Source organism: Pedobacter sp. Leaf41 (assembly GCF_001422545.1).
Lineage (GTDB): Bacteria > Bacteroidota > Bacteroidia > Sphingobacteriales > Sphingobacteriaceae > Pedobacter.
The window spans coordinates 721396-742979 of the sequence record NZ_LMLE01000001.1 but is presented as its reverse complement, the minus strand read 5'-3'; the positions used below and the strand labels follow the sequence as shown (position 1 = coordinate 742979).

Genomic DNA, 21584 nt, shown 5'->3' with positions numbered 1-21584 from the left:
GATTTGTTAAAGAAAGGCTTCCTTTTATGTTTACCACTATTATTTTGTGCGGCATTTTTATCCGCACAAAATACGGTATCTGTAAGTGGTTCGGTAAAAGACGGTATCGGCAATCCGGTGGCTTCAGCATCAGTAGCTATCGTAAACCAATCTGGAGCAGGCATTAGCTTTGGTACTACAAATGATAAGGGTTTATTTAAATGTGATTTCCAAATTGGTCATGAAAGCTACTCTGTAAAAGTAACCGCAATGGGTTTCCAGCAGTTTTACCAGGCCATTGAACAAAAGAACAACGAGCTGGTAAACGTGGTGCTTAAGCAAAAAAGTTACAAGCTTGCAGAGGTTACTATCAAATCAAACGCTAAAATCAGCTTATCGAGTGATACCTTGAAATACAGCGTTAAAGGTTTTCAGGAATCTAACGATCGGGTAATTGGTGATGTGATCAACCGTTTACCAGGAATTAAAATCGATGAAAATGGCGCCATAAGTTACAACGGTAAGCGCATTACCAATGTTTATATAGATGGTGATAACTTATTAGATGGCCGATACAAAATGGCCACCAACAATGTTCCTGTTGGTGCTGTAGAGCAGGTGCAAGTGATAGAACGCGATCAACCCGTAAAGGCGCTGAATGGGTTTATAGGCAGCAATAATGTATCGTTGAACATCAAACTCACCGATAGTGCCAAAACGATGATGGTGAATTCGGCTTATCTGGGTGCAGGCAATAAGGCTTACGTGGCCGAGCTAAATAACCTAATCTTCAATAAAAAGATCAAAGCCATCAATACCTTTAAAACCAACAACATTGGTGAGAACCTCGAAGCCGAACAAGCGGTTTTAGGTCAGTCTTTTAATAATGAAGTGGCATTAAAATTACCCAAAACCTTCCTATTAATGGAAAGTGAAACCCTGCCAAACCTGAAAGAAAAGTATTATTTGTTAAATAATGACTACTCGGGCAGCCTAAATGCTTTGATAAAAATGAAAGCCGATTGGGGATTGCGCTTAAACTTATCTACACTCCAATTAAAACGAAAATTTCAGTACAATAACACTGTAAATTATTTTTTAGGCAATACCGATACCATTCGGTTTAATGAATTTCAAGATAACGTTTACAAATTAAATCAATGGCACGCCGAAGCGCAGCTCGAAAAAAATAGCAACTCAATTTATTTGAAATCAATTACAAAATTCGAAATTCCAAAATGGAAAAGAAATGGCAGTACCATACAAAATGAGCAAGGTTTCGGGCAGAGCCAACCCACAAATCAGTTATCCATTAGTAATGAAACCAATTTGGTAAAGGCTTTAGGCGTGAATAACATTTTGCAATACAATGGTTTGCTACAATATTATAAAGTAGATGAAAACCTAGAAATTGCGCCAGGCATTCAGCAAAATATTGTAAATGGAGGTGCTGACTACTTAGCGTTAAACCAGCAAGCCACCACTAAAAACATATTCATCAACCAATCTGCCACTTTTAAAACCAAGTTTAATCGCTTTGTTTTATCGGCAACAACCGGTGCTTCTTACGAACACAATCGATTAAACAGCCACCTATACAAAACCGATAGCACCAATAATATCACATCAGTTGGGAACCAATTTAAAAATGATATCGGCTTTGATAATTTAGGCTTATATGGACGAATTTCGGTACTTTATCTTTTGAAAAAAGGATCGATTAATCTGGAGGCAGGTCCAACTCTTAACAACATCAATTATTCCGAGGCGGAGAAAAGCACTGCTAAAAAGAACATGTATTTTGTGTTGAATCCGATTATAGAATTTAGAAAAAACCTGGGAAGGTATAGTGAGCTGAATGCAAGATTTGCCCAACAAACGCAATTTGGACAAGTTAATGATATTTACACTGGTACCATCTTAGTTAACTACCGGCAATTTAATTTTAACGACACACCTTTACCTAAGACAGATCTGACTAACTTTAATTTAAGATATTCTTACCGAAAGCCATTAAAAATGCTTTTTTACAACCTTATGCTCGGCTTCGACAGAACAAATCAAAACTTTATCAATTCTTATACTTTGGATAGCGGACTGACAAAATCAGTAGCCATCGATTTCAGGAACACTATCGACCAATATTCCTTAAATGGCAACATTTCTAAATATATTTTTCCACTCGAAATAAATATTGCTGCAAACGGAAGCTTAAGCATGCAAAAAGGAAACAATTTTTATAACGGTGAGATTACGCCCTTTAAAAGCTATCAGCTTAACACGGGATTAAGCTTAAGAAAAAAGCTGTTTTCGAAAGTTACACTATCGGTGGCCGGCGACTTAAGCAGATCGTTAAACAAACAAGAAAGTCTGAGCGGACCGATTGAAAATGAATCGGCAAACGAAAAAATAAAGAGCGAATGGTTACACAATTTGAGTTCAGCGCTATCTTATGCCCTAACCTATAACTTCGTTTCTTACCGGCAGTTTTCGCAAGAACCCATCCGTAATCAGTTTTTAGATTTCAGCTTAAAATATGCCCCCACCAACTGGAAAAGCTTCTTCGAATTTCAATGCGTAAACTTGATTAATCAGCGAGCCTACCAGCAAATCACTTCGTCTGCAAACCAATTATCAACTTACCAAATGCCATTGCGACCAAGAACTTTTCTAATCAAGTATTCATTTACTTTTTAAGTAAAAATTTTCAAATAATCGTACAGAACGATTAAATAATAATGTAGGGATATCAAATATAAACCTTTCGCTTTTGTAGCAATGATTAGGACTATATTTAATTTTTAGATCAAAAAAATATGAAAACTTATAGTTACCTGGAAGTAAATGCTGGGAAGGGAATTGGCTTTGCACTGGCATACATTGCACTAATAGTTGTAATTTTATCTATGGTTTTCGGAGGTTTTGGAGGCCTTGCAGATGCTGTAAATAATTTTGGCAGCGGTAAAGTTTTGGGGTTTTTGGCAGGTATAGTGCTCATTCTACCCATTTTCTTTCTGATCAGATTTATTTATCCTAAAGTAAGCATTCACACCAATACAACTATGCTGACCATCGTAAAGAAAAACCAGCCAGATTTACTCATTCATTACAATGAAATTTATGCAGTTGCACTTAATGCACAACGTTTAAATACACTTTCGCTTTACGGTAAATCGAACGAAGTGCTATTCCATATCCAGCCATTTAACAATCACCAGTTGATGCCGGAATTGGTAAATGAGATTACGAAAAGCAATGCTTTTAGGAAATCGGTTACACAAAAGAGACTGTTAAACACCACCTACGATATGATCGTTTATCAACGCAGTTATTGATTGTAAAGAAGTTCGCCACACCTTTAAAATCGACCACCATACTTTGAAAATTTTGCCAGAAAGATTGGTTAACATCGAAACCAATAAATGACACACCAAAACCCATTAGCACTAAAATAAGCTCAATTAAAGTAGCCCTAACACTAAATAAAATATAAATTTTTTCATCATATTTTTCATGCTATTGCCTTACTTTAATCAGATACAATAATTTGGGACTTGGTGAGTAAAAGGAAAATCCATTTGGCGAATGGTAAAATGCCGGAGTAAAAAGATCAGTGGCAGAACCAGCTTCCTCGACAGTAAACAAACTTGGTTTAAAGCCATTGTGCCGCTCTTTTTCTACAACCAGCTTTGGAACCATAAATTCAAATTTTTTCCCGGCAACTTCAGTTTCAAAAAAACCTTTCCCTCGCCAATTATATACGCTAAAACCGCCACCGCCGCCACCAATAACATGATAATATTTCATCTTCTCCTCTTGATAAAAGTATAAAAGCTTTACATCTTTAGGAATCTGGAAATCGACCTCTCCACTTCTAAAAACCTCTTTTCGATACCTAATTGGGCTCTCTTCATCTGGCACATTAAAATATCCCGGCAGCTGTTGCCACAACAACTGCCACTTTTTATCCTCATAAAAATACGTCTGCAAATACCATACATCCTGATTTACCAGTGAATTCGAAAAATGATATTTTCCAGTTGCCTTTATCGCTTTGATTTTAGCTGATATTCTTTCGTTCGTCCAGCTATTATCTTTATTCCATTCAATCACTTCATGTCTGGTGGTATCGCCATCTAATGGCCAGGAATTATAATAGCCACCTCTATCGCTGGTGTACACAATAAATTCGCCTATAAAGTTGGCCCAATGGCTGCCATAAGCAACATAAATAGAATCCAGAAGTTTGCCGGCCTTATCTATTTTATAATATCGGTTATCATGTTTGGTATCCTCATCAACCTCGGCATCACAATCAATAATTAGCTGATCATTTACCGATTCAAAAATCCGGATAGGATTAGGTGAAGCAGCGCTCGATACCACTACCCGGGCCATAAATTTTACATCAAAAACAGCAGAGCGATAATGTTCATTAATCTTTTGAAATGAAGCGTATTTCTCTTCCAGAGGAGCATCGTTGCGGTCGATAATTAGCCTGTTGTTATAATAATATAGCGATACCGCCAAACCAATAGCCAATGTAATACCAATCCCAAGCCACATCTTTTTCATTTATTAAACTGAAATTATTTAAAAAACGTATAAACAACCTTAATTTCATTTGGTGTGGAATAACTATCATCGCCTCGTTTTTGAACACTTTGGAAAGCTTTAATGATCCCGTTTTCGAGTTGATAAACCATTTTAGATGATTTATATTTATTTATATTTTTAACCACTAATTCTCCACTGTCGCTCATCGTATAAGTCTTCGTTTGAGAATCTCCATTGAAGCTTTCGGTTATGGTTAGTGGTAAAGTCCATTGGTTGTTGCTGTAACAAACACTAGAATTTCGGTCTCCATCGGCATAATCTAAACAAGTCTGGTCATTTCTCGCTGCAATTTTATAGGCTTGACCACTATTAATTTTCATTTCTTCGTAATTTGCCTTTTCAATCGAGTATCTATCAGATTCAAGAAACAACCTGCCGACCATCTTGAAAGTCTCCAACCTGTAATCATCCTTCGTAATGATTACATCATCCTGATAAAATAAGCGGGTTTTAATCTGTCCATCTCGGGAGATGGTTTGAGGCAAATTATTACTGTATTTTATGATTAGATGTTCGTCACCTTCATCAATATATTCTGTCAACTGTCCCATCTCGTTAAACTTAAAAGTAAGTTTTTCCTTTCCGTTAGGCAACAGGGAAATGCTGCTCACATTTTTTAGATTGATAAACTGAAAAGGTAGAATATACTCCCCTAATATTTCCTGTTGCAAAAGGGCATTGATATTGGGCTCAACATCTTTGTCCGCACCGGTAGTCTGCATGAGTTTTTCAACCGTTAAGCTGTCCTTTTTAAAGCTGGCATAATAAGATGATGTTTTATTTACGTTCGCAGCTTTCCCAATCTGCTCTGTTAATTTAACCATTTTGTTGCCCTGCAAAATTTCGGCTTCAGGCTTTCCGCTCCAATAAATAAAACCTTCATGGCGCAACTGCCTGTCAAGGAGATTTAGATTTTGCTTGCCATTGTTAGCTACTTTGATAAAAGTATTTCGGTAAACGTGGTGATAATTGATATCGCTTTCGGGAAAATTTTGATGCAATTCATCCCATTCTCTCTTCACCAAACCACGCATGCTATAATAATCCGTACTTAAATCGGCGGCCTTTGGCTGACTGCGATAAGTTCTGCTTTCGCGATCTGCCATCCATTTCACATCATAAATTACAATCTGCGGTTTTCCTGCTTCCAGCACCAAGGTATCACAATCGGTACAAATCTTTTCTCTTTCAAATTTGGCTTCTTGCGGAGAAACCATAATCATTGGAGGTGCAGCATATCCTGGTTGTTTACTGTCAGAAAGTGAAGGCGGAGGTGCTTCAACAACGGGTGGCGGCGGTCCAAAATATTTCCTAACCGTTCTGACAGCTTTTTTCTTTACTGTTTTCTTTTGAGCAGCAGCTGTTCCTACTACTAATAAAGCAGTTATCATAAACAGCATAGTTCTTAAATATTTATTGAGCATAGCTTCTATCTTTAGGTTTATTTACTTAAATCTTTTGAGCGAATCCACATGAGCTTATTATTCGGTGCGAAACGATATATATCCTGCCACCACCTGGCTCCTCCGCGACAAGCCGTAAACAACAATTTCTTTTTTGGATCTAAAGTAACATCGCAAAGGCAATTGCATTTGGCATTGGAGTTGTCGGGTTCCAATAATTTTTCGAACCGCTTCGAATTTTGGTTGTATAGAAAAATGCTAAACTCTTGGTATACGCCCATTCCGGCATCAGGGATAGAGAAAGCGATATCGTCATATCCATCAAAGTTATAATCAGCAATGTAACTTTTGCGGACTGGATTAGGCGAATCCAATGCCGGAAGGAGTGTATTGAACAGCTTACCATCAGCATATTGGATACTTAATTTATGGTGATCAAAATGATTAAAACTGATTAGCGCACCATGCAAAAGATATCGGTCGTTCTCCAGTGTCCCCTTCCCTTCTAACTGAACGAGATTAAACTTCTTGGCATCTTTCTTTCTCCAGTAAGAAGCTTTTTCCACACCATTTATATTATGCATCAGCGTGTAAGTTCCATTCACTTTGCCATCAATCATTTCATCCCAGATAAAGGTTTCATCATCTGGCTGACCATCACTCCTGCCGCTGGTGTCTCTTTTATGGCTTTTGATTCGCAGGGCGATATTTCCTGTTTGTCCCACATATTTAACAAAAGCTCCTTTACCTTGATCGCCGAAGTATAGATTTAAACGAAATGGCTTTGCTAAATCCACAGATTGCAGAATGTAAGGCTGAGCATTGCTTTTACAAAAAGCAAAAACGATTAAACAGATTAATATTGTAGAACATTTGTTGATCATGGATTCGGATTTTTAAACGCCTTTAAAAGGAAGTATATTCTACCTGTTCACCATACTCATTGTAGCTGGTTCTATCTTTAAATTTGATTCGCGTTTTTCTGTCAGCACTTTCTCTGTCGAAATCATATAATTCGCTATCAAAGCGTTTTACTACACTACCCTTTTTATTAATAAGCGCATATGAATTATCTTTCATTTGTACCAGAGCAAGTTTTGAAGTGGTGAAGAAGCTATGTGCATATTGAAATTTAAAAGGAATAGCCAGCTGCCCGGCAGGGTTGATATATCCTTTTTCATTATTGCTATTTTCAACCAAAGCAAGGCCTTCGCTAAGGGGTTTTGCATCCTCCCAACCTTTGGCCCCTAGATTAATGCGGATATTGTTCTGTTTATCTACAAAATAATATTTACTATCGGTATTGCCGTTTGGTTCTTTTGTGGCTTTTCGCACAAGTAGTAAACCGCTGTTATAACCACCGTAAATATCGTCGTACTTGTTCTGCGTTAAATTCGTTCCGTTTAAATCAAAAACATTGGTTTTATTATTGCTCTTGGCCAGGAAAGAACTTCCATCTATCTCAACATCGTCATATCTAAAAGGCAGTACTACTTTGAAATTCCTGTCCAACACACCTTCCTTCCCATCTTCTGCCTTAGCCCACCAAAATTTCGAACCTGTAAATTTTAAATTATCGTACTCCATCGGAAGAACAATTTTGCCGGTATTAATGTCAGCTATTCCGTTTAGCCCATTTGTTCTGGGTTCGATCTTCACATACCTGCCATCAAAAATCTCCGTATCATCTATTTTATAAGCGACCTTTTCAACCGTTTGTGTTTTATAATTTATCCAGTAAGTGTTGTCAACATCTCCATATTGATCCCAGTAATAATAGCGGTTTAACTTACGGAAATGCTCGTTAAACTGTGGCTGTATCACCCACTTGCCTTCTTTATTTAAAAAACCAGCCTTTTGTTTAGCAAAATCCATTGCGAGAAAATATTCCCCTGGCGCTTCGTCATATTTAAAGGTATAGTCAACATCGAAATTTTTCATTTGAGGCACACTATCGCTCACGGAGAAGCCAACGCTACTTACCGGACCTGCAAAGGTGTAGATTGCCGTTTTTCTACTTCCTTTTTCAGCATCAGATAAAGCTGCCGGTGCGTGTACTTTGAGCCATTTATCAAGGTCCTTTTCAGTTTTAATCTCATCTGCTTTAACCCCATCTTTTGCTTTCTCTAGTATGTTAATATAATTTTCGTAAAGCTTTCTTTTTGCCGGAGTAATTTCGGTATTGCTGCTGCTTCCTTTTTCTGCTAAAACCCTTCCATCTTTATAATAGGCTTGTATTTTGATATCCCGATCGTTCTCTACATCAGGTAAACTACAATGTACCTGATTACCAACAATGGTATCTAACCGGATGATTCCATAAGGTGTTTTAACTTCAGGACTGTTCGGTGAAACTTTGTAGAGTGTTTTGCTGGCCACTGGAAGGCTTATTTTGTATTGAATACTGCGGATTGGCTTTGATGACATCAACGCAATATTCTCGTTGAAGCTACTGGCCTTATAAATGTATTTCTCCAGGGCGTTCATTCCCTCTTCATCAACAAATTCGTAATCTTCGCCTTTATCTTTTTCAATTTTGGTATGCTTTTTTGCTATGCTATCGCGAGTCAAATAACCCTTATTGGTTTCAGTTCCATCTAAAAAGGTAAACTTTTGAGGCCTGTAAGCCGGTTCCATATCTGCATTGTGTAGAAAATAGCTACTCTCCTCACCCATTAAAGTCAGCAAGTCATATTCATCTTTATCTAATGAAATCATATTGAAGGGATACTGCAAGCTAGTACTCACTTCCAAATTTTTGAAAAAACGATAGAGTGCGCTGTCGCTAACGGCTTCTGTCCGTGTTGACTGGAAATTACTGGCTTTCTCTGCTGAGAATTTCTCAGTAGTACCAGCGGTAATCATAATCCTGGTATCGCTCAGCTTGATAATGCCTTTCAAATTATTAATATCATCATCTATTTTAGCCAGCAAATCTTTTTTTGATTGCGCCATACAAGAACTAAAGAATACAACACTTAAAACGAGCAGGTATTTGTTGATTTTCATGATACAGGATTAATTATGACGATGCAAGATAGATTTTGGAGCATGCATCTCTACGAATTTATCAATCTTTAAGAAGTGAAAATAAAGCGATTAGAATTCGTAGGGGTTGGGGTGATATCTGGTAGGTTTTGGCTATTATTTGTCTATTGATTTGCAGGTGAACGACATAAATTTACCTACATTACTCTTATCAATCCTTTCAAAACAATTCAGCCGATTCTCTGCTTTTATAAATATGAAACCATCATGATTTTTCGGCCCACCTAGTAGGATAAATAAATCTGATACCTGCTTGTAATAGCAGCGTTTCATCACCCATTAAAAAATTATATAACGATGAAGATTTTAAAAGCAATTTTGGCTGGTTTCGCTGGCGCAGCCGCCTTAAATATATTACACGAAACGGTTCGCAGATTTGATGCCGATGCACCAAGAGTGGATTTAGTAGGAGAAGAAGCTTTAACCCGCTCCATGAACAGCCTCAACCTCGAAGCGCCAACAGGCAAAAATCTATATGTCGCTACTCTAGCCGGCGACATTGTGAGCAACACCATTTATTACAGTGCAATTGGCATGGCTGGAAGTAAAAATGTTTATCTAAAAGGAGCGCTTGCTGGTTTAACTGCTGGCCTGGGTGCCATTAAACTCCCGAAAGAAATGGGTTTAGATGATGAACCTGTAACCAAAACAGATAAAACCAAGTTGCTCACTGTAACCTGGTATTTAATTGGTGGCCTGGTAACCGCAGCGGTTGTTGATCAGTTTAAAAAGAAATAACTGTAGAACGGCTACCCTTTGTTCGAGACAACATTACACTTTGTTAACCCTTTACTAACCGTTTACTAACCCTTTTTCTACCTATCGTTAACCCCTTTTTAACCCTTTGGTTACCCAAATAGTTAACTCAGACTCTAGAAATGGTAAACTTTAGGTTATTAAGTATTAACCTAGCCATCCGCTATCGCTTGACCATTGCATGCCGATCACAGTCATAGGGCATGATGATTGCATTTTAAGGCATCTATCAATTCCTATTGATGCAGTTTTCGTTCCTTTAGATATTTGATCAAATCTGCGGGGCGATCGCTTTGAATAAACAGAGGATTAAAATCCAGTAACCAACCCCAGCTTTCGGGTTTTTGATTTTGCTCTACTGCCCGATCATCATCGTGGCCGCCATTGAGTGATGGCCACAAGCTGTTTAGCCAAACGACCTGCTTTTTAGCAATCTGCGGAAGTTGTTTGAGATTAGTTAAGGTATCTGTATTGAAAATCGGTTGGATTACACTTTTCTTTGAACCTCCATAACCTTTGATAATTTTTAAAGCGTTAGGGTTGGTCATATTAACCACCACCATAATGTACGCTTCAGCAGGGATTTTCTCTGTTGAAACCAAGTTTTCAAAAGGAATATTGTCGCCAACATTTACAACTGCCTGCTGTAAGGTTCCGGTCTCCTGCAAAACTTTAAATACCTCCGGCAGGTGATCATTGCCCTTATCTACATTAATCAGGATTTTATTTTTCGCTACCCTCATCAACTCTTTAAACGTAGGAATTGGGTTTGCGGTTACTCTGCCTAATCCATTTCTCAGCTTAAATTTTCTAATTTCTTCTAACGTAAAATCGCTCACTTTACCTTTTCCATTGGTGGTACGATCGATTGTATTATCATGCATCACCACCATCTGGCTATCTTTCGTCATTTTTACATCAAGTTCCATCATATCAAAACCTCTATCAATGCTATTTAACAAAGCATGCAGCGAGTTTTCAGGCGCATTTCTCCAGTCGCCACGATGGGCTACCACTAGAATTTCTTTATGGGTACGATTAAAAACTTGCTTTAGTTTTTCAGCAGGATTTTGCGCAATAGCAGAAGTTAGGTTTATCGCTGCCGTAAAAAACACAAGAAAATAAAATCTAATTTTCATCATTTAATTTTGATAAAAAGCGCCTGTGTCACGATGTTAATCCTTCGAAAAGCTCAGGATGAAACCTTAACTAATGATACAGGCGCTAATGTTTGCTAATAAAAATAATTAATATCCTGGGTTTTGGTACATTTTTGCAGGATCTAACTTGAATTCATCAAAAGGAATAGGGAAATATCTATCTTTTGTGGTAAAATTACTCAACTTTGCGTTGCCAAAGTTTGCTTGAGATTTTGCTTTGAAATAAGTAACCAGTTCAGCAGTGGTAAAGTTACGCAGCAAATCAAACCACCTGTGGTTTTCGAAAGCCAACTCTACCCTACGCTCATGCAAAATTGCCAGTTTTAGTGTTGGATATTTTGAGCTATAAGCCGCGTTGTTACGGGCCACAGCGTATAAAGGCACACCTGCTCTTGCCCTAACCATATCCAAATATTGTATCGCAACCGCATCATTGCCTTGCAACATATTCACTTCTGCCAACATTAAAATAACATCTGCAAAACGCATTAAAGGGAAATTATTTCCGCCGTAGCCGTTAACCGTTGCCGCTTCACTTGCATCTCGGTATTTGGTAATAAACCAATCCAGCACCCTGGTATCAGCAGCATATTTAATGGAAAAATCTTTACGGGGATCGCCGGTTTCATAATCTAAAACTAAATCAGGCGTTACGTTGCCTCCAACTCCTGTTGGTGCTCTTCTCGAATTGATGGTTTCGCCGAAAGCCTGGTTATTTGCGGCAATGCTTGAAGCGTAAGTAATGTTTCCCTGAAGGTTTACTATTTCGAAAATCACCTCTGGATTGTTTGTTTTCTTCGTTACATCAAACACATCTGCATAAGGAATAGCTGCAAGTGTGTTGAAAGTCTTCATGTTGTATGCTGCTAATAAGTATGTATTTGCATTGGTTAAATTCTCTGCTTTGTTATTTTCTAATGTAGTGGCCATCGTTAAATAAACCTGACCTAGCAAACCATTTATAGCAGCTTTAGAAGCTCTGCCTGCAAGAGCACCTGTAGCCAAGTTTGGAAGATTACTATTTAATGCATCTTTCAAATCAGTTACAATTTGGGCATAAACCGTTGCTTGTGGTTGTCTGAAAGTATTTTCAACCACTTCATTATTACTTGTTAGTTGTTTGGTTACCAATGGCACATCGCCCCATTTTCTTACCAAATGAAAATAGATTAACGCCCGGATAAATTTCGTTTCCGCCAGGTATTGTGCTTTCAAATTGGCATCAGTAAATGGCACTTTATCAATATTCGAAGTAATTACATTACATCTGGTAATGGTGGAATAAAGACTTACCCAATGGTTTTTTAAATAAGTGTTACTGGGTAAAATACTAAAATCTCCAAATTGGAAAGGCTCTCCTGCATTCGATTGATTATCGTTTATGCCGGTATTATCTGAACGTTGCTCGGTATACAAATTGCTGCTTTCTCCAATATTGTTGCTGCTTCTTAGTGATTGATAAACGCCATTTACCGCAAGCAAAACATCATTTGGCGAAGTGAAGAACTGTTCTACCGTTACCGCATTGGGGTCGGTTTGTTCAAGGAAATCTTTTTTACAGGCTGATAAAGAAATCAAGCCTACAAAAATTAAGAATATACTTTTTTTCATTTTGATCTATTTTAATGATTTCAGAGCTAGATTAAAAAGTTAATTTAATACCTAGGTTATAGGCTCTGGCCAATGGATAATTACCATAATCTACGCCAGGGGTTAAGTTTGCACCAGCATTATAATCTACTTCAGGATTGTAACCTTTGTAATCGGTAATGGTAAATGCATTATCAACACTTCCAAAAACTCTTATATTTTCTATATGAAGGGTTTTGGCAACCATTTTCGGGAAATTATAACCTAATGTGATGTTTGTACACCTTAAATACGATCCATCCTGTACATAAAATGAGGACAAACGCGTACTGTTACTTTGCGTACCTGCACGGGAAGCACGGTAATTTAAACCGCTCCCTGGATTTGCTGCATTGCGGTAACGATTTGCAACTTCTGCGTATTGATTGCCTGATCCTTCAAAGTTATACAGGTAATAATCCTGACCATCCAGCACATCGTTACCTTGCGATCCATTGAAAGAAGCCCTGATATCAAATGATTTATAATTTGCATTCACTGCGAAACCGTAGGTAAAATCCGGGTAAGGGTTGCCAATTACTTTCTTATCAGCATCGTTAACCACGCCATCGCCATTGGTGTCTTCAAAATACAAATCGCCTACCTTGTAAGGATTAGATTGTGCAGAAGATGGTGCAACTTTACCTAATAATTCTGGTGTTACCCTACCGGCAACCTGGTAACCATAAAACATACCAATCGATTGACCTTCTTGTGTAATATGCGTAATGTACTGTCGCTCTGCACCCACACTAAAAATGGTACTGTTTCCACCCAGATTAAGCACTTTGTTACTGTTAAAAGAGATGTTTCCGCTTAAGCCTAAATTGAAATTTTCGGTGCTGACTACACGACCGTCCAATTGGAAATCGAAACCTTTATTTCTGACTTTACTATCTCTTAAGTTAGTTAAGATGCTTGATGATCCAGAAATTGCAGAAATAGGCTGGTTGAATAATAAATTGTAAGATAAACTGTAATAGTAGTTGGCAATAAATGAAAGGCGACCGTTGAAGAAACTTAAGTCCGTACCGAAATTGTATTGCGATGTGGACTCCCAACCCAGGTTCTGATCTTTAATACCGCCAGCCCAAACTGCTGTTGCAATCGCATTTCCAAATACAACACCACCCGGGCTGCTCATGGTTTGCGTATGGTTGTTATCGCCAATATTGTTGTTACCGCTTAAACCCCAACTTGCTCTTAATTTAACGGTAGAACCGTTACCAAGGAAGTCGTTATACCAGCTTTCTTGAGATAGATTCCAGCCTGCCGCTGCTGATGCAAAAGCACCCCACTTATTTTTTGGACCAAACCTTGATGAACCGTCCATACGGAAAGTACCACTCAAATAGTATTTGCTATCGAAATTGTAGCTGGCACGACCAAAATACGACAATAAGGTGGTAACGTATTTATTTGCCGAATTCAGCACAAAATCTGTATTCGCGGCACCTTTATCAGATATTTCACCGATTTTATCGCTTGTAAAACCCGTTGCGGTTACCCTTACTAAATCACTTTTGGTATGTTGAGCAGAATATCCACCCAAAATATCCAGATTGTGTTTGCCAAAAGTTTTGTTGTAATCCAATGTAAATTCGGCCAGCTTATCTACCTGGGTTAAGTTTTGGGCTACTGCATTTGCAGCCGCAATTGATGATGGAGAACCGGGTGCATTTCCACCGCCGTTACTTAAACTGGTGGGGCGATAATAATCATACTTTTCACTGTAATTGTTCGTACCTAAATTGGCCTTGAAATTTAAACCAGTTAAAATTTCGAAGTTGGCATAAGCATTATAAGTGTTTCTGTTTCCAAGACGATTAACTTTCGTTTCATTAACCGTTGCTACCGGATTTTCTAAACCTTGATAACCAAATTGATTGGCCAAAGCAGACATACCATATTTTATCGGGTTACCATTTGCATCTCGTGCAGGCAGGTATGGCAAGTAAAGCAATGCCGACATCATCGGACTAAAGCGACCTTCTCCAACCTCTTTATTATTGGTTTGCGTAAGCGAGATATTGGCGCCTACCTTTAATTTTTTACTTACCTGCCCTTCAATATTCGAGCGGAAATTTAAAGCCCGCATAGCGGTATTGGTTACAATCCCATCTTGATCCTGGTATCCACCACTTACAAAGTATTTAATGTCTTTGTTTCCACCAGAAAACGCAAGGTTATGGCGCTGGAAAAATGCGTTTCGATACAATTCATCCTGCCAGTCGGTATTAAATGCAGGCGCCTTTGCCGTTTGACTTGCAAAATCATAAATATCTTCCGGTATACTTACCGATGATCCATTACCGACATTGGAAGTTCTGGCGGTGTTATTGTCAGAAAACATCGAATCATTCCAGGGTTTACCGGCATTTACTACTAAATCTTTATAAGCATTGTTTCGTCCGTCAATCATCAGTTGAATAAACTGTGATGCATCCAATAGCTTCACCTTTTTATGCAACTGAGTTACCCCAGCTTGCACATCATATTGAAAACGGCCTTTACCATCCTTACCTCTTTTGGTAGTAATCATCACCACACCACCAGAAGCCCGCGAACCGTAAATAGCAGCAGAAGCTGCATCTTTCAAAATATCAATTGTTTCAATATCTTCAGGGTTGATGAATACATTATTTCCAGAAGGATAACCGTCTATTACATATAACGGATTTGAGCTTGCATTGATTGAACCTACACCTCTAACCCGAATTTTAGTTCCAGCGTATGGTGCACCACTGGTTTGCGATACCTGCACACCAGCAACCTTACCTACTAAAGCCTGACCAACCGTTGGTGCACTCAGATTCATTTCGCTTGCCTTTACACTGCTAATGGCTCCTGTTACATCCGATTTTCTAATCTTTTGATAACCAATTGCAACTACCTCATTTAAGGTATTGTTACTTTCTTTTAGTTTAACATTAATCGTTCTCCCTCCTGACACTGAAATTTCCTGCGTTTCGTACCCAATAAATGAGAAAACTAAGGTCGCACCGTTGGCTACATCTATCGTAAATCTTCCATCGCCATCGGTTGAGGTTGTTCTTTTGGTTTGCTTGTCATAAATGCTAACGCCCGGAAGTGGCTGGCCTTTTTCGTCTGTAACTGTTCCGCTAATAGCAGCCAGGCGATTGTTTAATTTAACGATTGAAGAATTTTCGCCAGAAATAAAGGCAAAGGCTGTGGAATTGCAAAGAGCCAGTAAACCAATGGGCACAAGCATTTTCCTACAGGCATGTTTAATACCTGCTGTTGAAAAAAATGATATCATCTTTTTTGTATTAGTTTGTTTTTAGAATTTAATATTTGTTGATGTTTTGAAGGGTTGTAAGCTTTAATTTACATAGGCTAATTATTTTGGTAAAAGCTATTCGGAGCGCCTTTTACGGACGCAAAACTAGGTGTGTACTTTTAACACTATGTATGGAACATATTAACTCTACAATAACAACAGCTGGGCTTTGTTAAGTCTGTGTTAAATAATTTTCAATCGATAAAATTAAGCTGCTGAACAGGAGTAAGATGATAAAAACTTGTAGTGCGAAATTTTGTTTCCTTAAATAAATCATCTGGTATGCAGCTACGTTTCATATTTATTGTTATCGTTTATATCTCGCTCGTCTCTTGTAAATCAGGCACTGTAAATTTATTTAAGGCGGCTAGTCCGCATGAACAATATAAGCGCAAATTAGAAACCGCAGGCCTGGATAAAACCGCCATGGGATCAGCCTGGATTAATGCCTCGTCGGCCAGTATGCAGAAAGCACTTACCATCAAAATTCCTTATAAGGAAACGGGTTATTTTGATGCCGGAAAAATTCCAGCAGCCGCTTATCAGTTTTCAGCCACAAAAGGACAAAAACTCACCATCAGTTTGGACAAAAAACCTACCACATCAGCGCTTTATTTGGATCTGTGGTACCTCGCCGATATCAACAATCCAAAAAGAATCGCTTCGGCTGACACCCTTAATAATCCCATCCAGCATGAAATTGAGGATACCGGAAATTATTTGATCAGATTGCAGCCTGAATTATTACAAAGTGTGGAATACACGATAACCATTACTGCTGGCCCATCGCTGGCTTTCCCGACCACATCAAAAAGCAAAAGTATTGGCAGTTTTTGGGGCGATGGACGGGATAACAATGCCCGTAAACATGAAGGCGTTGATATATTCGGACCGGCGAGAAGTCCGGTTTTAGCGAGCGCCGATGGAACCATCACCCGGGTAAATGAGAATAATTTAGGTGGAAGAGTGGTATGGTTGCGCCCAAAAGGAAAAGATTACACCCTCTATTATGCGCATTTGGACAAGCAAATTGCAGTGGAAGGCGAGGAAATAAAACTAGGAGATACCTTGGGTTTAATGGGGAATACGGGGAATGCAAAAACTACCGCTCCTCACCTTCATTTTGGCATTTACACTTTCGGTGGTGCAATAAATCCCTTACCGTTTATCGATCCGGTTACCAAAACCCCAGCTAACATTTCTGCGGCCATTTCGAACCTGAACAAAACTTTGAGAACATCATCAAAAAGTAATTTCTATAGCTCCACACAAAAAAGTGGAACCGTCGGAACGCTAAACTCGGGTACAATTATTAACATTAACTCCGCAACAGAAAATTTGTATAAAGCGGAACTGCCTGATGGAACTACTGGTTTTATCGACAGTAAATCGCTTGTTCAAACTACCAAACCATTAAAAAAGATAAGAATAAATATGAGCCAGCAAAAAGTGTTCGATCAGCCAGACAGCCTTGCAGCAGTGAAGCTAACTTTAAAGACTGGAGCCACTGTAAATGTTTTGGGTAATTTCAACAGCTATCAATTAATCAGCGATGAAAATTCGCAAATTGGCTGGATAGTTAAGTAATTTTGGGCATGAAGATATTTCAGCAAGCCCTTACACTTCGGGAGAGAAGACGTGGTTTCCATATCATTACTAACGAAATAGAGGATGCGCTTCCCGAAATTTCAGAAATGAAGGTGGGAATCTGTCAGGTATTTATTCAGCATACCTCCGCTTCGCTAACGATAAATGAGAATGCCGATCCAACGGTTCGTATGGATTTTGAAATGTTTTTTAATAAAACAGTTAAAGAGAACGATCCGGATTATGAACATGATTACGAAGGATCGGATGATATGCCAGCGCATTTAAAATCGGCACTGTTGGGGAGTTCGGTTACTATCCCTATCCGTAATGGAAGATTGGCGTTGGGTACCTGGCAAGGTGTTTATCTCTGTGAACACCGCAACAGAGGCGGCCAGAGAAGATTAGTGGTAACAGCCTGGGGCGAATAGAACAGGCTTATCAGTGCGCAGCCAGTTTTCATTAGCTGTGGCAATCTTATTTATAAAACCCTAAATCATCTTAATCAACCGTAAAATGAGGAATTGATCGAATCTATTTGTCTTCTTCTTTCTTTACCTGTTCTACTATTTCAGGGTGATTATCCTGAATCGATTTTCTGGTTGACTCCACCTCCACTTCTTTTGTGGTAACGGCATAGTGTGCCGGGTAAATTTCCGATCCGTAGGCAATGGCATAAGCTTTAGTAAACTCTGCTCCAAAATACAAAATGATAGAGGAATAATAAGTCCATAAAAGTACGATAATTAATGAGCCTGCTGCACCATATGTACCCCCAACATCGCTTTGGCCAATATAAACCGATATGGCAAACTTACCAATCATAAAAAGCACAGCCGTTACAACCGCTCCAGCCAAAACATCTTTCCATTTGATGATGGCATCTGGCAAAACTTTAAAGATAACTGCAAAAATTAAAGTAATTACGCTCAAGGTAACCACCAGGTTAATTACATAAAATACGTAAAAAGAAACATCGGCAAAACGGGCCTGGAGCCTGTCGCTAAATCCATCTAAAACTGAAGATATCGCTAAGGAAACCAATAGTACAAAGCCCAAACTGATAATAACTGAAAAAGATAAAAACCTGTTTTGTAGCATTTTCACCCAACCATGTTTTGGCTTAGCTTTTAAGCCCCAAATGGTATTAATTGAATCTTGTATATCGCCGAAAATAGTGGTAGAACCAATAAGCAAGGTCACAATACCAATGATTAACGCAATGGTACCCTTATCATCCAAATAGGCATTTTTGATTAGCTCTTGTAGTGAGGTAGCTGATTCGCGACCGAGAAAACCGACCAGTTGATCGTACACCTTACCTTCTGCAATTTCTCTACCTAAAAAGATGCCGCATAGTGAAATGATCACAACCAATAGCGGAGCCATAGAGAACACAGTATAATAAGCTAGAGAACCACTTAGCTTGGTTACTTTATGATCGCCAAAGCCAGTAAATGATGCTTTTAAAACGCCCCAAATTCCTTTTAATGTTACCTTTTGCTTTGCCATAAATACGTAGAGTAAGATGAATGATTTAAACTTTAAACCGCATATATTTTGAATTGTTTGTATTTTATCGATTTATAAAAAGGGGAATGAAATATCCCGGCACTTATTTTTCTGCCATGGAGATGCTCCAACTAACATTCAAAACATTCTTTCGAACCGATTTATAGATGATGATTCAAGCGGTTTTGAATATAGCAGATCCGATTGTGCTGAAATTCGGTCAACAAAAAAGCCCTAGCTTTTTGCCAGGGCCTGATAATGAGTTTTATCTTATCTATTTCGCCTTTATCCAAACGGCGAGGTCATTTACCAAACCTTCAGCAACGTTTACTGGTGTTTGATATTGGCCCATACTACCTTTTTCTGTTTGCGGACTTAACAAGTGATTCAAATCCGGATAATATTTTAGTGTTACATTCTTTTTCTTCGATAACGCCGAATTCCATAAATCGAAATCAGTTTTGCTCACCTGAAAATCATTTCCACCTTGCAACACGTAAATCTTCTTAGTTAAACTTTTAGCGGTATTCACCTGATTGTAAGTATTTAAATCGACCCAATATTTAGCAGGCAAACCCAATATAGATGAATCTGGTTTTATGGTGGTACCCAATTGTGTGATTCTGCTTTTATTGATTTGTACTATGGCATCATCCAGATATTTTTTGTTTTCTGCAGTCGTATCCTTCGACAAATCGAACATATATTTGTTTTGTTCTGCAATAATATCACTCAACTTTCTGGCAGGGGCAGCGGCTAATATAATTCCAGCCACATCTGGCGAGGTTGCTGCAAGTTTTGGTGCCAACATGCCACCTAAACTGTGCCCAAAAACATAAATGCTTTTAGGGTTTGCACCCATAACGGCTTTAGCTGCTACAATTGCTGCTGCTGCATCATCTAAAACCTCTTCTTTTACAGTGTAAGGTTTCGAAAATTCATTGGGATATACTAAAGTTCGTTTTACATAACGAACAGAACCAATACCTTTGGAGGCCAAACCGCCTGCTAAATCTTTAAAAGGCTTATTGGCACCTATAGTTTCGTCCATATCGCTAGGGCCCGAACCATGTACAAAAACCACCATCGGAAAGTTTTTTACATTTTTTGGCGTGGTTACTATTGCAGCTAGCTGCTTGCCGGCAACACCTACATACACCTGTTTTTCGCTATATAAGTTGGTATCGGCATAAACCGGTTTGGCATAAGCCACATTGCTTTTAGCTGGCGCAAGGAAAATACCAACAATTTTTTGTGCTTTATTAAACCCAAGAATAAAATTTTGTGCTCCGTTTGCAAATTTCCCTTCAACAGTTACTGCAAAAAACTGACCTTGTGCTTTACTTTGAATGGCATCGAAACTTTCTGGCTTACCATATTTGGTACCTATATCAAACCAAAGTTTCTTTAAATTTTCTTCACTGAGTTTTGTTTTCAAAGTATCATCAAAAAATGCATGTGCATCATTAAATTTCTCTTCCTGGAGCACCTTAAAAAAATCGTTTGCGCTGTTAAACAATTGTATTACATTCTGAGAAAATGCTGTAGTGGTAAACAGCAATGCAATAACAAATAAAATACTTCTCTTCATCATAAATCTTGTGTCGGTTTGGAATTCACAAGTATCAAAGTTAAGAATATTTGCCTTTTAAAAAGGGATTAATGAAGGGAGAATAGCTTTTAACGTTTTTTAACATTTCACCTCTCTACCATGAAGTTAGCGGTTAAATACAATCACAAAACACGCTTCGTTTTTTTCAAATTTATAGGTGACTCATTTATAAAAAATAGAGTCTGTAGGATTCATGTAGCACCAAATGCACCTAGTTTGAGTATTGCCGTTTAACGCTCCACGTTAAAAAACAGTACAATTTTGGCCACTTAGCCCCGGGCGAAGCGGTACCCTGCAGCAAGGTGGGAACCACCGAAGCGAAGCGTACAAGCAAAGCACGGGAAGAAAGAAAATGGCGTGAACAAGCTTTGCGCTTCACAAAAATGGGAATCAGACGTTTTTAAATATACTTTTTATCGAAATTAATTAACCAGGTATTGCCAAATCGATCTACTAAATTGCCAAACAAGGCCCCCCAAAAGGTTTTCTGTAGTGGATTTACTGGTGTCCCTCCTTTTGAAAGTTTTTCGTAAAAGGCTATTGTTTCTTCTTCCGAATCGCAATTTAACATTAGTGAAACCGCATTGCCCTTGACCAAACCAGCATCAACCACCAGATCGGTTCCCATAATTACGATTTCGTCGGAGGTAAGCACTGCATGCAAAATTTTATCTGCCATAATTTGAGGCATATTGCCTGCCATTGGCGATTCGCCGATGCTTTGGAGTGTTAATTCGCCACCAAGGCAATCGTGGTAAAAGCGCATAGCCTCTCTACAATTTCCGTTAAAAGTTAAATATGAGTTGATGTGAGCCAATTTAATTCCTCCTTTTAATCTCCAACGATGTGGCGCAAATCGCGACTTTGTTGATAATGTTAGATTCCATACTCAACCCCCAGATTTTTAGCTTAAACAAAAATAGCTGCTTGATGTAACATCAGAATAAGAAGAAACGACAATTATTAGGGTTGTTTACGAC

General features: G+C 38.5%; 15 protein-coding genes. 5 read left to right on the top strand and 10 right to left on the bottom strand.

Translation table 11 applies throughout. The features are described from left to right. Positions 1-3 precede the first annotated feature (3 nt). Complete coding sequence (locus tag ASE92_RS03255; protein WP_056848644.1) at positions 4-2676, top strand: carboxypeptidase-like regulatory domain-containing protein; 2673 nt, start codon at positions 4-6, stop codon at positions 2674-2676. A gap of 119 nt (positions 2677-2795) precedes the next feature. Further along, on the top strand, positions 2796-3314 hold the full coding sequence (locus tag ASE92_RS03250; protein ID WP_056848643.1) for a hypothetical protein: 519 nt from the start codon (positions 2796-2798) through the stop codon (positions 3312-3314). 181 nt (positions 3315-3495) lie between these two features. On the opposite strand, the gene ASE92_RS03245 is transcribed toward ASE92_RS03250, so the two are convergent. Genes ASE92_RS03245 through ASE92_RS03230 form a run of 4 tightly spaced genes read right to left on the bottom strand, consistent with a single transcriptional unit; the run spans position 3496 to position 9008 of the window. Further along, entirely contained in the window at positions 3496-4554 is a 1059-nt protein-coding gene (locus ASE92_RS03245; RefSeq protein WP_056848642.1) for a hypothetical protein, read from the bottom strand. A gap of 14 nt (positions 4555-4568) precedes the next feature. After that, positions 4569-5987: a hypothetical protein gene (locus ASE92_RS03240; protein ID WP_162237738.1), complete on the bottom strand. Its 1419-nt coding sequence runs from the start codon at positions 5985-5987 to the stop codon at positions 4569-4571. A 50-nt stretch (positions 5988-6037) separates the two neighbouring features. Further along, positions 6038-6883, bottom strand: a complete 846-nt coding sequence (locus tag ASE92_RS03235) for a hypothetical protein (RefSeq protein WP_056848640.1) — start codon at positions 6881-6883, stop codon at positions 6038-6040. A gap of 22 nt (positions 6884-6905) precedes the next feature. Then, the gene (locus tag ASE92_RS03230) at positions 6906-9008 is read right to left on the bottom strand and encodes a WG repeat-containing protein (protein WP_056848639.1); all 2103 of its coding nucleotides are present in this window, start codon (positions 9006-9008) and stop codon (positions 6906-6908) included. Between the two features lie 336 nt (positions 9009-9344). On the opposite strand from ASE92_RS03230, the gene ASE92_RS03225 reads away from it, so the two are divergent. Then, positions 9345-9785: a hypothetical protein gene (locus ASE92_RS03225; protein ID WP_056848638.1), complete on the top strand. Its 441-nt coding sequence runs from the start codon at positions 9345-9347 to the stop codon at positions 9783-9785. A gap of 254 nt (positions 9786-10039) precedes the next feature. Here the strand turns inward: ASE92_RS03225 and ASE92_RS03220 are convergent, their stop codons facing one another. The 3 genes from ASE92_RS03220 to ASE92_RS03210 all read right to left on the bottom strand — a co-directional run bounded on the left by ASE92_RS03220 (position 10040) and on the right by ASE92_RS03210 (position 15872). Then, positions 10040-10945: a glycerophosphodiester phosphodiesterase family protein gene (locus ASE92_RS03220; protein WP_082454890.1), complete on the bottom strand. Its 906-nt coding sequence runs from the start codon at positions 10943-10945 to the stop codon at positions 10040-10042. A gap of 105 nt (positions 10946-11050) precedes the next feature. Further along, entirely contained in the window at positions 11051-12574 is a 1524-nt protein-coding gene (locus ASE92_RS03215) for a RagB/SusD family nutrient uptake outer membrane protein (RefSeq protein WP_056848636.1), read from the bottom strand. Between the two features lie 31 nt (positions 12575-12605). Continuing rightward, entirely contained in the window at positions 12606-15872 is a 3267-nt protein-coding gene (locus ASE92_RS03210; RefSeq protein WP_056848635.1) for a TonB-dependent receptor, read from the bottom strand. Between the two features lie 303 nt (positions 15873-16175). On the opposite strand from ASE92_RS03210, the gene ASE92_RS03205 reads away from it, so the two are divergent. Both ASE92_RS03205 and ASE92_RS03200 read left to right on the top strand, forming a co-directional pair. Then, positions 16176-17480 carry a M23 family metallopeptidase gene (locus ASE92_RS03205; RefSeq protein ID WP_056848634.1) on the top strand — a complete coding sequence of 435 codons (1305 nt, stop codon included), beginning with the start codon at positions 16176-16178 and terminating at the stop codon, positions 17478-17480. Between the two features lie 8 nt (positions 17481-17488). Continuing rightward, positions 17489-17911, top strand: a complete 423-nt coding sequence (locus ASE92_RS03200; protein ID WP_056848633.1) for a secondary thiamine-phosphate synthase enzyme YjbQ — start codon at positions 17489-17491, stop codon at positions 17909-17911. A 103-nt stretch (positions 17912-18014) separates the two neighbouring features. On the opposite strand, the gene ASE92_RS03195 is transcribed toward ASE92_RS03200, so the two are convergent. The 3 genes from ASE92_RS03195 to ASE92_RS03185 all read right to left on the bottom strand — a co-directional run bounded on the left by ASE92_RS03195 (position 18015) and on the right by ASE92_RS03185 (position 21421). Further along, positions 18015-18992: a YihY/virulence factor BrkB family protein gene (locus ASE92_RS03195; protein ID WP_056848632.1), complete on the bottom strand. Its 978-nt coding sequence runs from the start codon at positions 18990-18992 to the stop codon at positions 18015-18017. A 274-nt stretch (positions 18993-19266) separates the two neighbouring features. Further along, positions 19267-20586: a DUF3887 domain-containing protein gene (locus ASE92_RS03190; protein WP_235527268.1), complete on the bottom strand. Its 1320-nt coding sequence runs from the start codon at positions 20584-20586 to the stop codon at positions 19267-19269. A gap of 418 nt (positions 20587-21004) precedes the next feature. Beyond that, positions 21005-21421 carry a VOC family protein gene (locus ASE92_RS03185; protein ID WP_056848630.1) on the bottom strand — a complete coding sequence of 139 codons (417 nt, stop codon included), beginning with the start codon at positions 21419-21421 and terminating at the stop codon, positions 21005-21007. Positions 21422-21584: the final 163 nt, after the last annotated feature.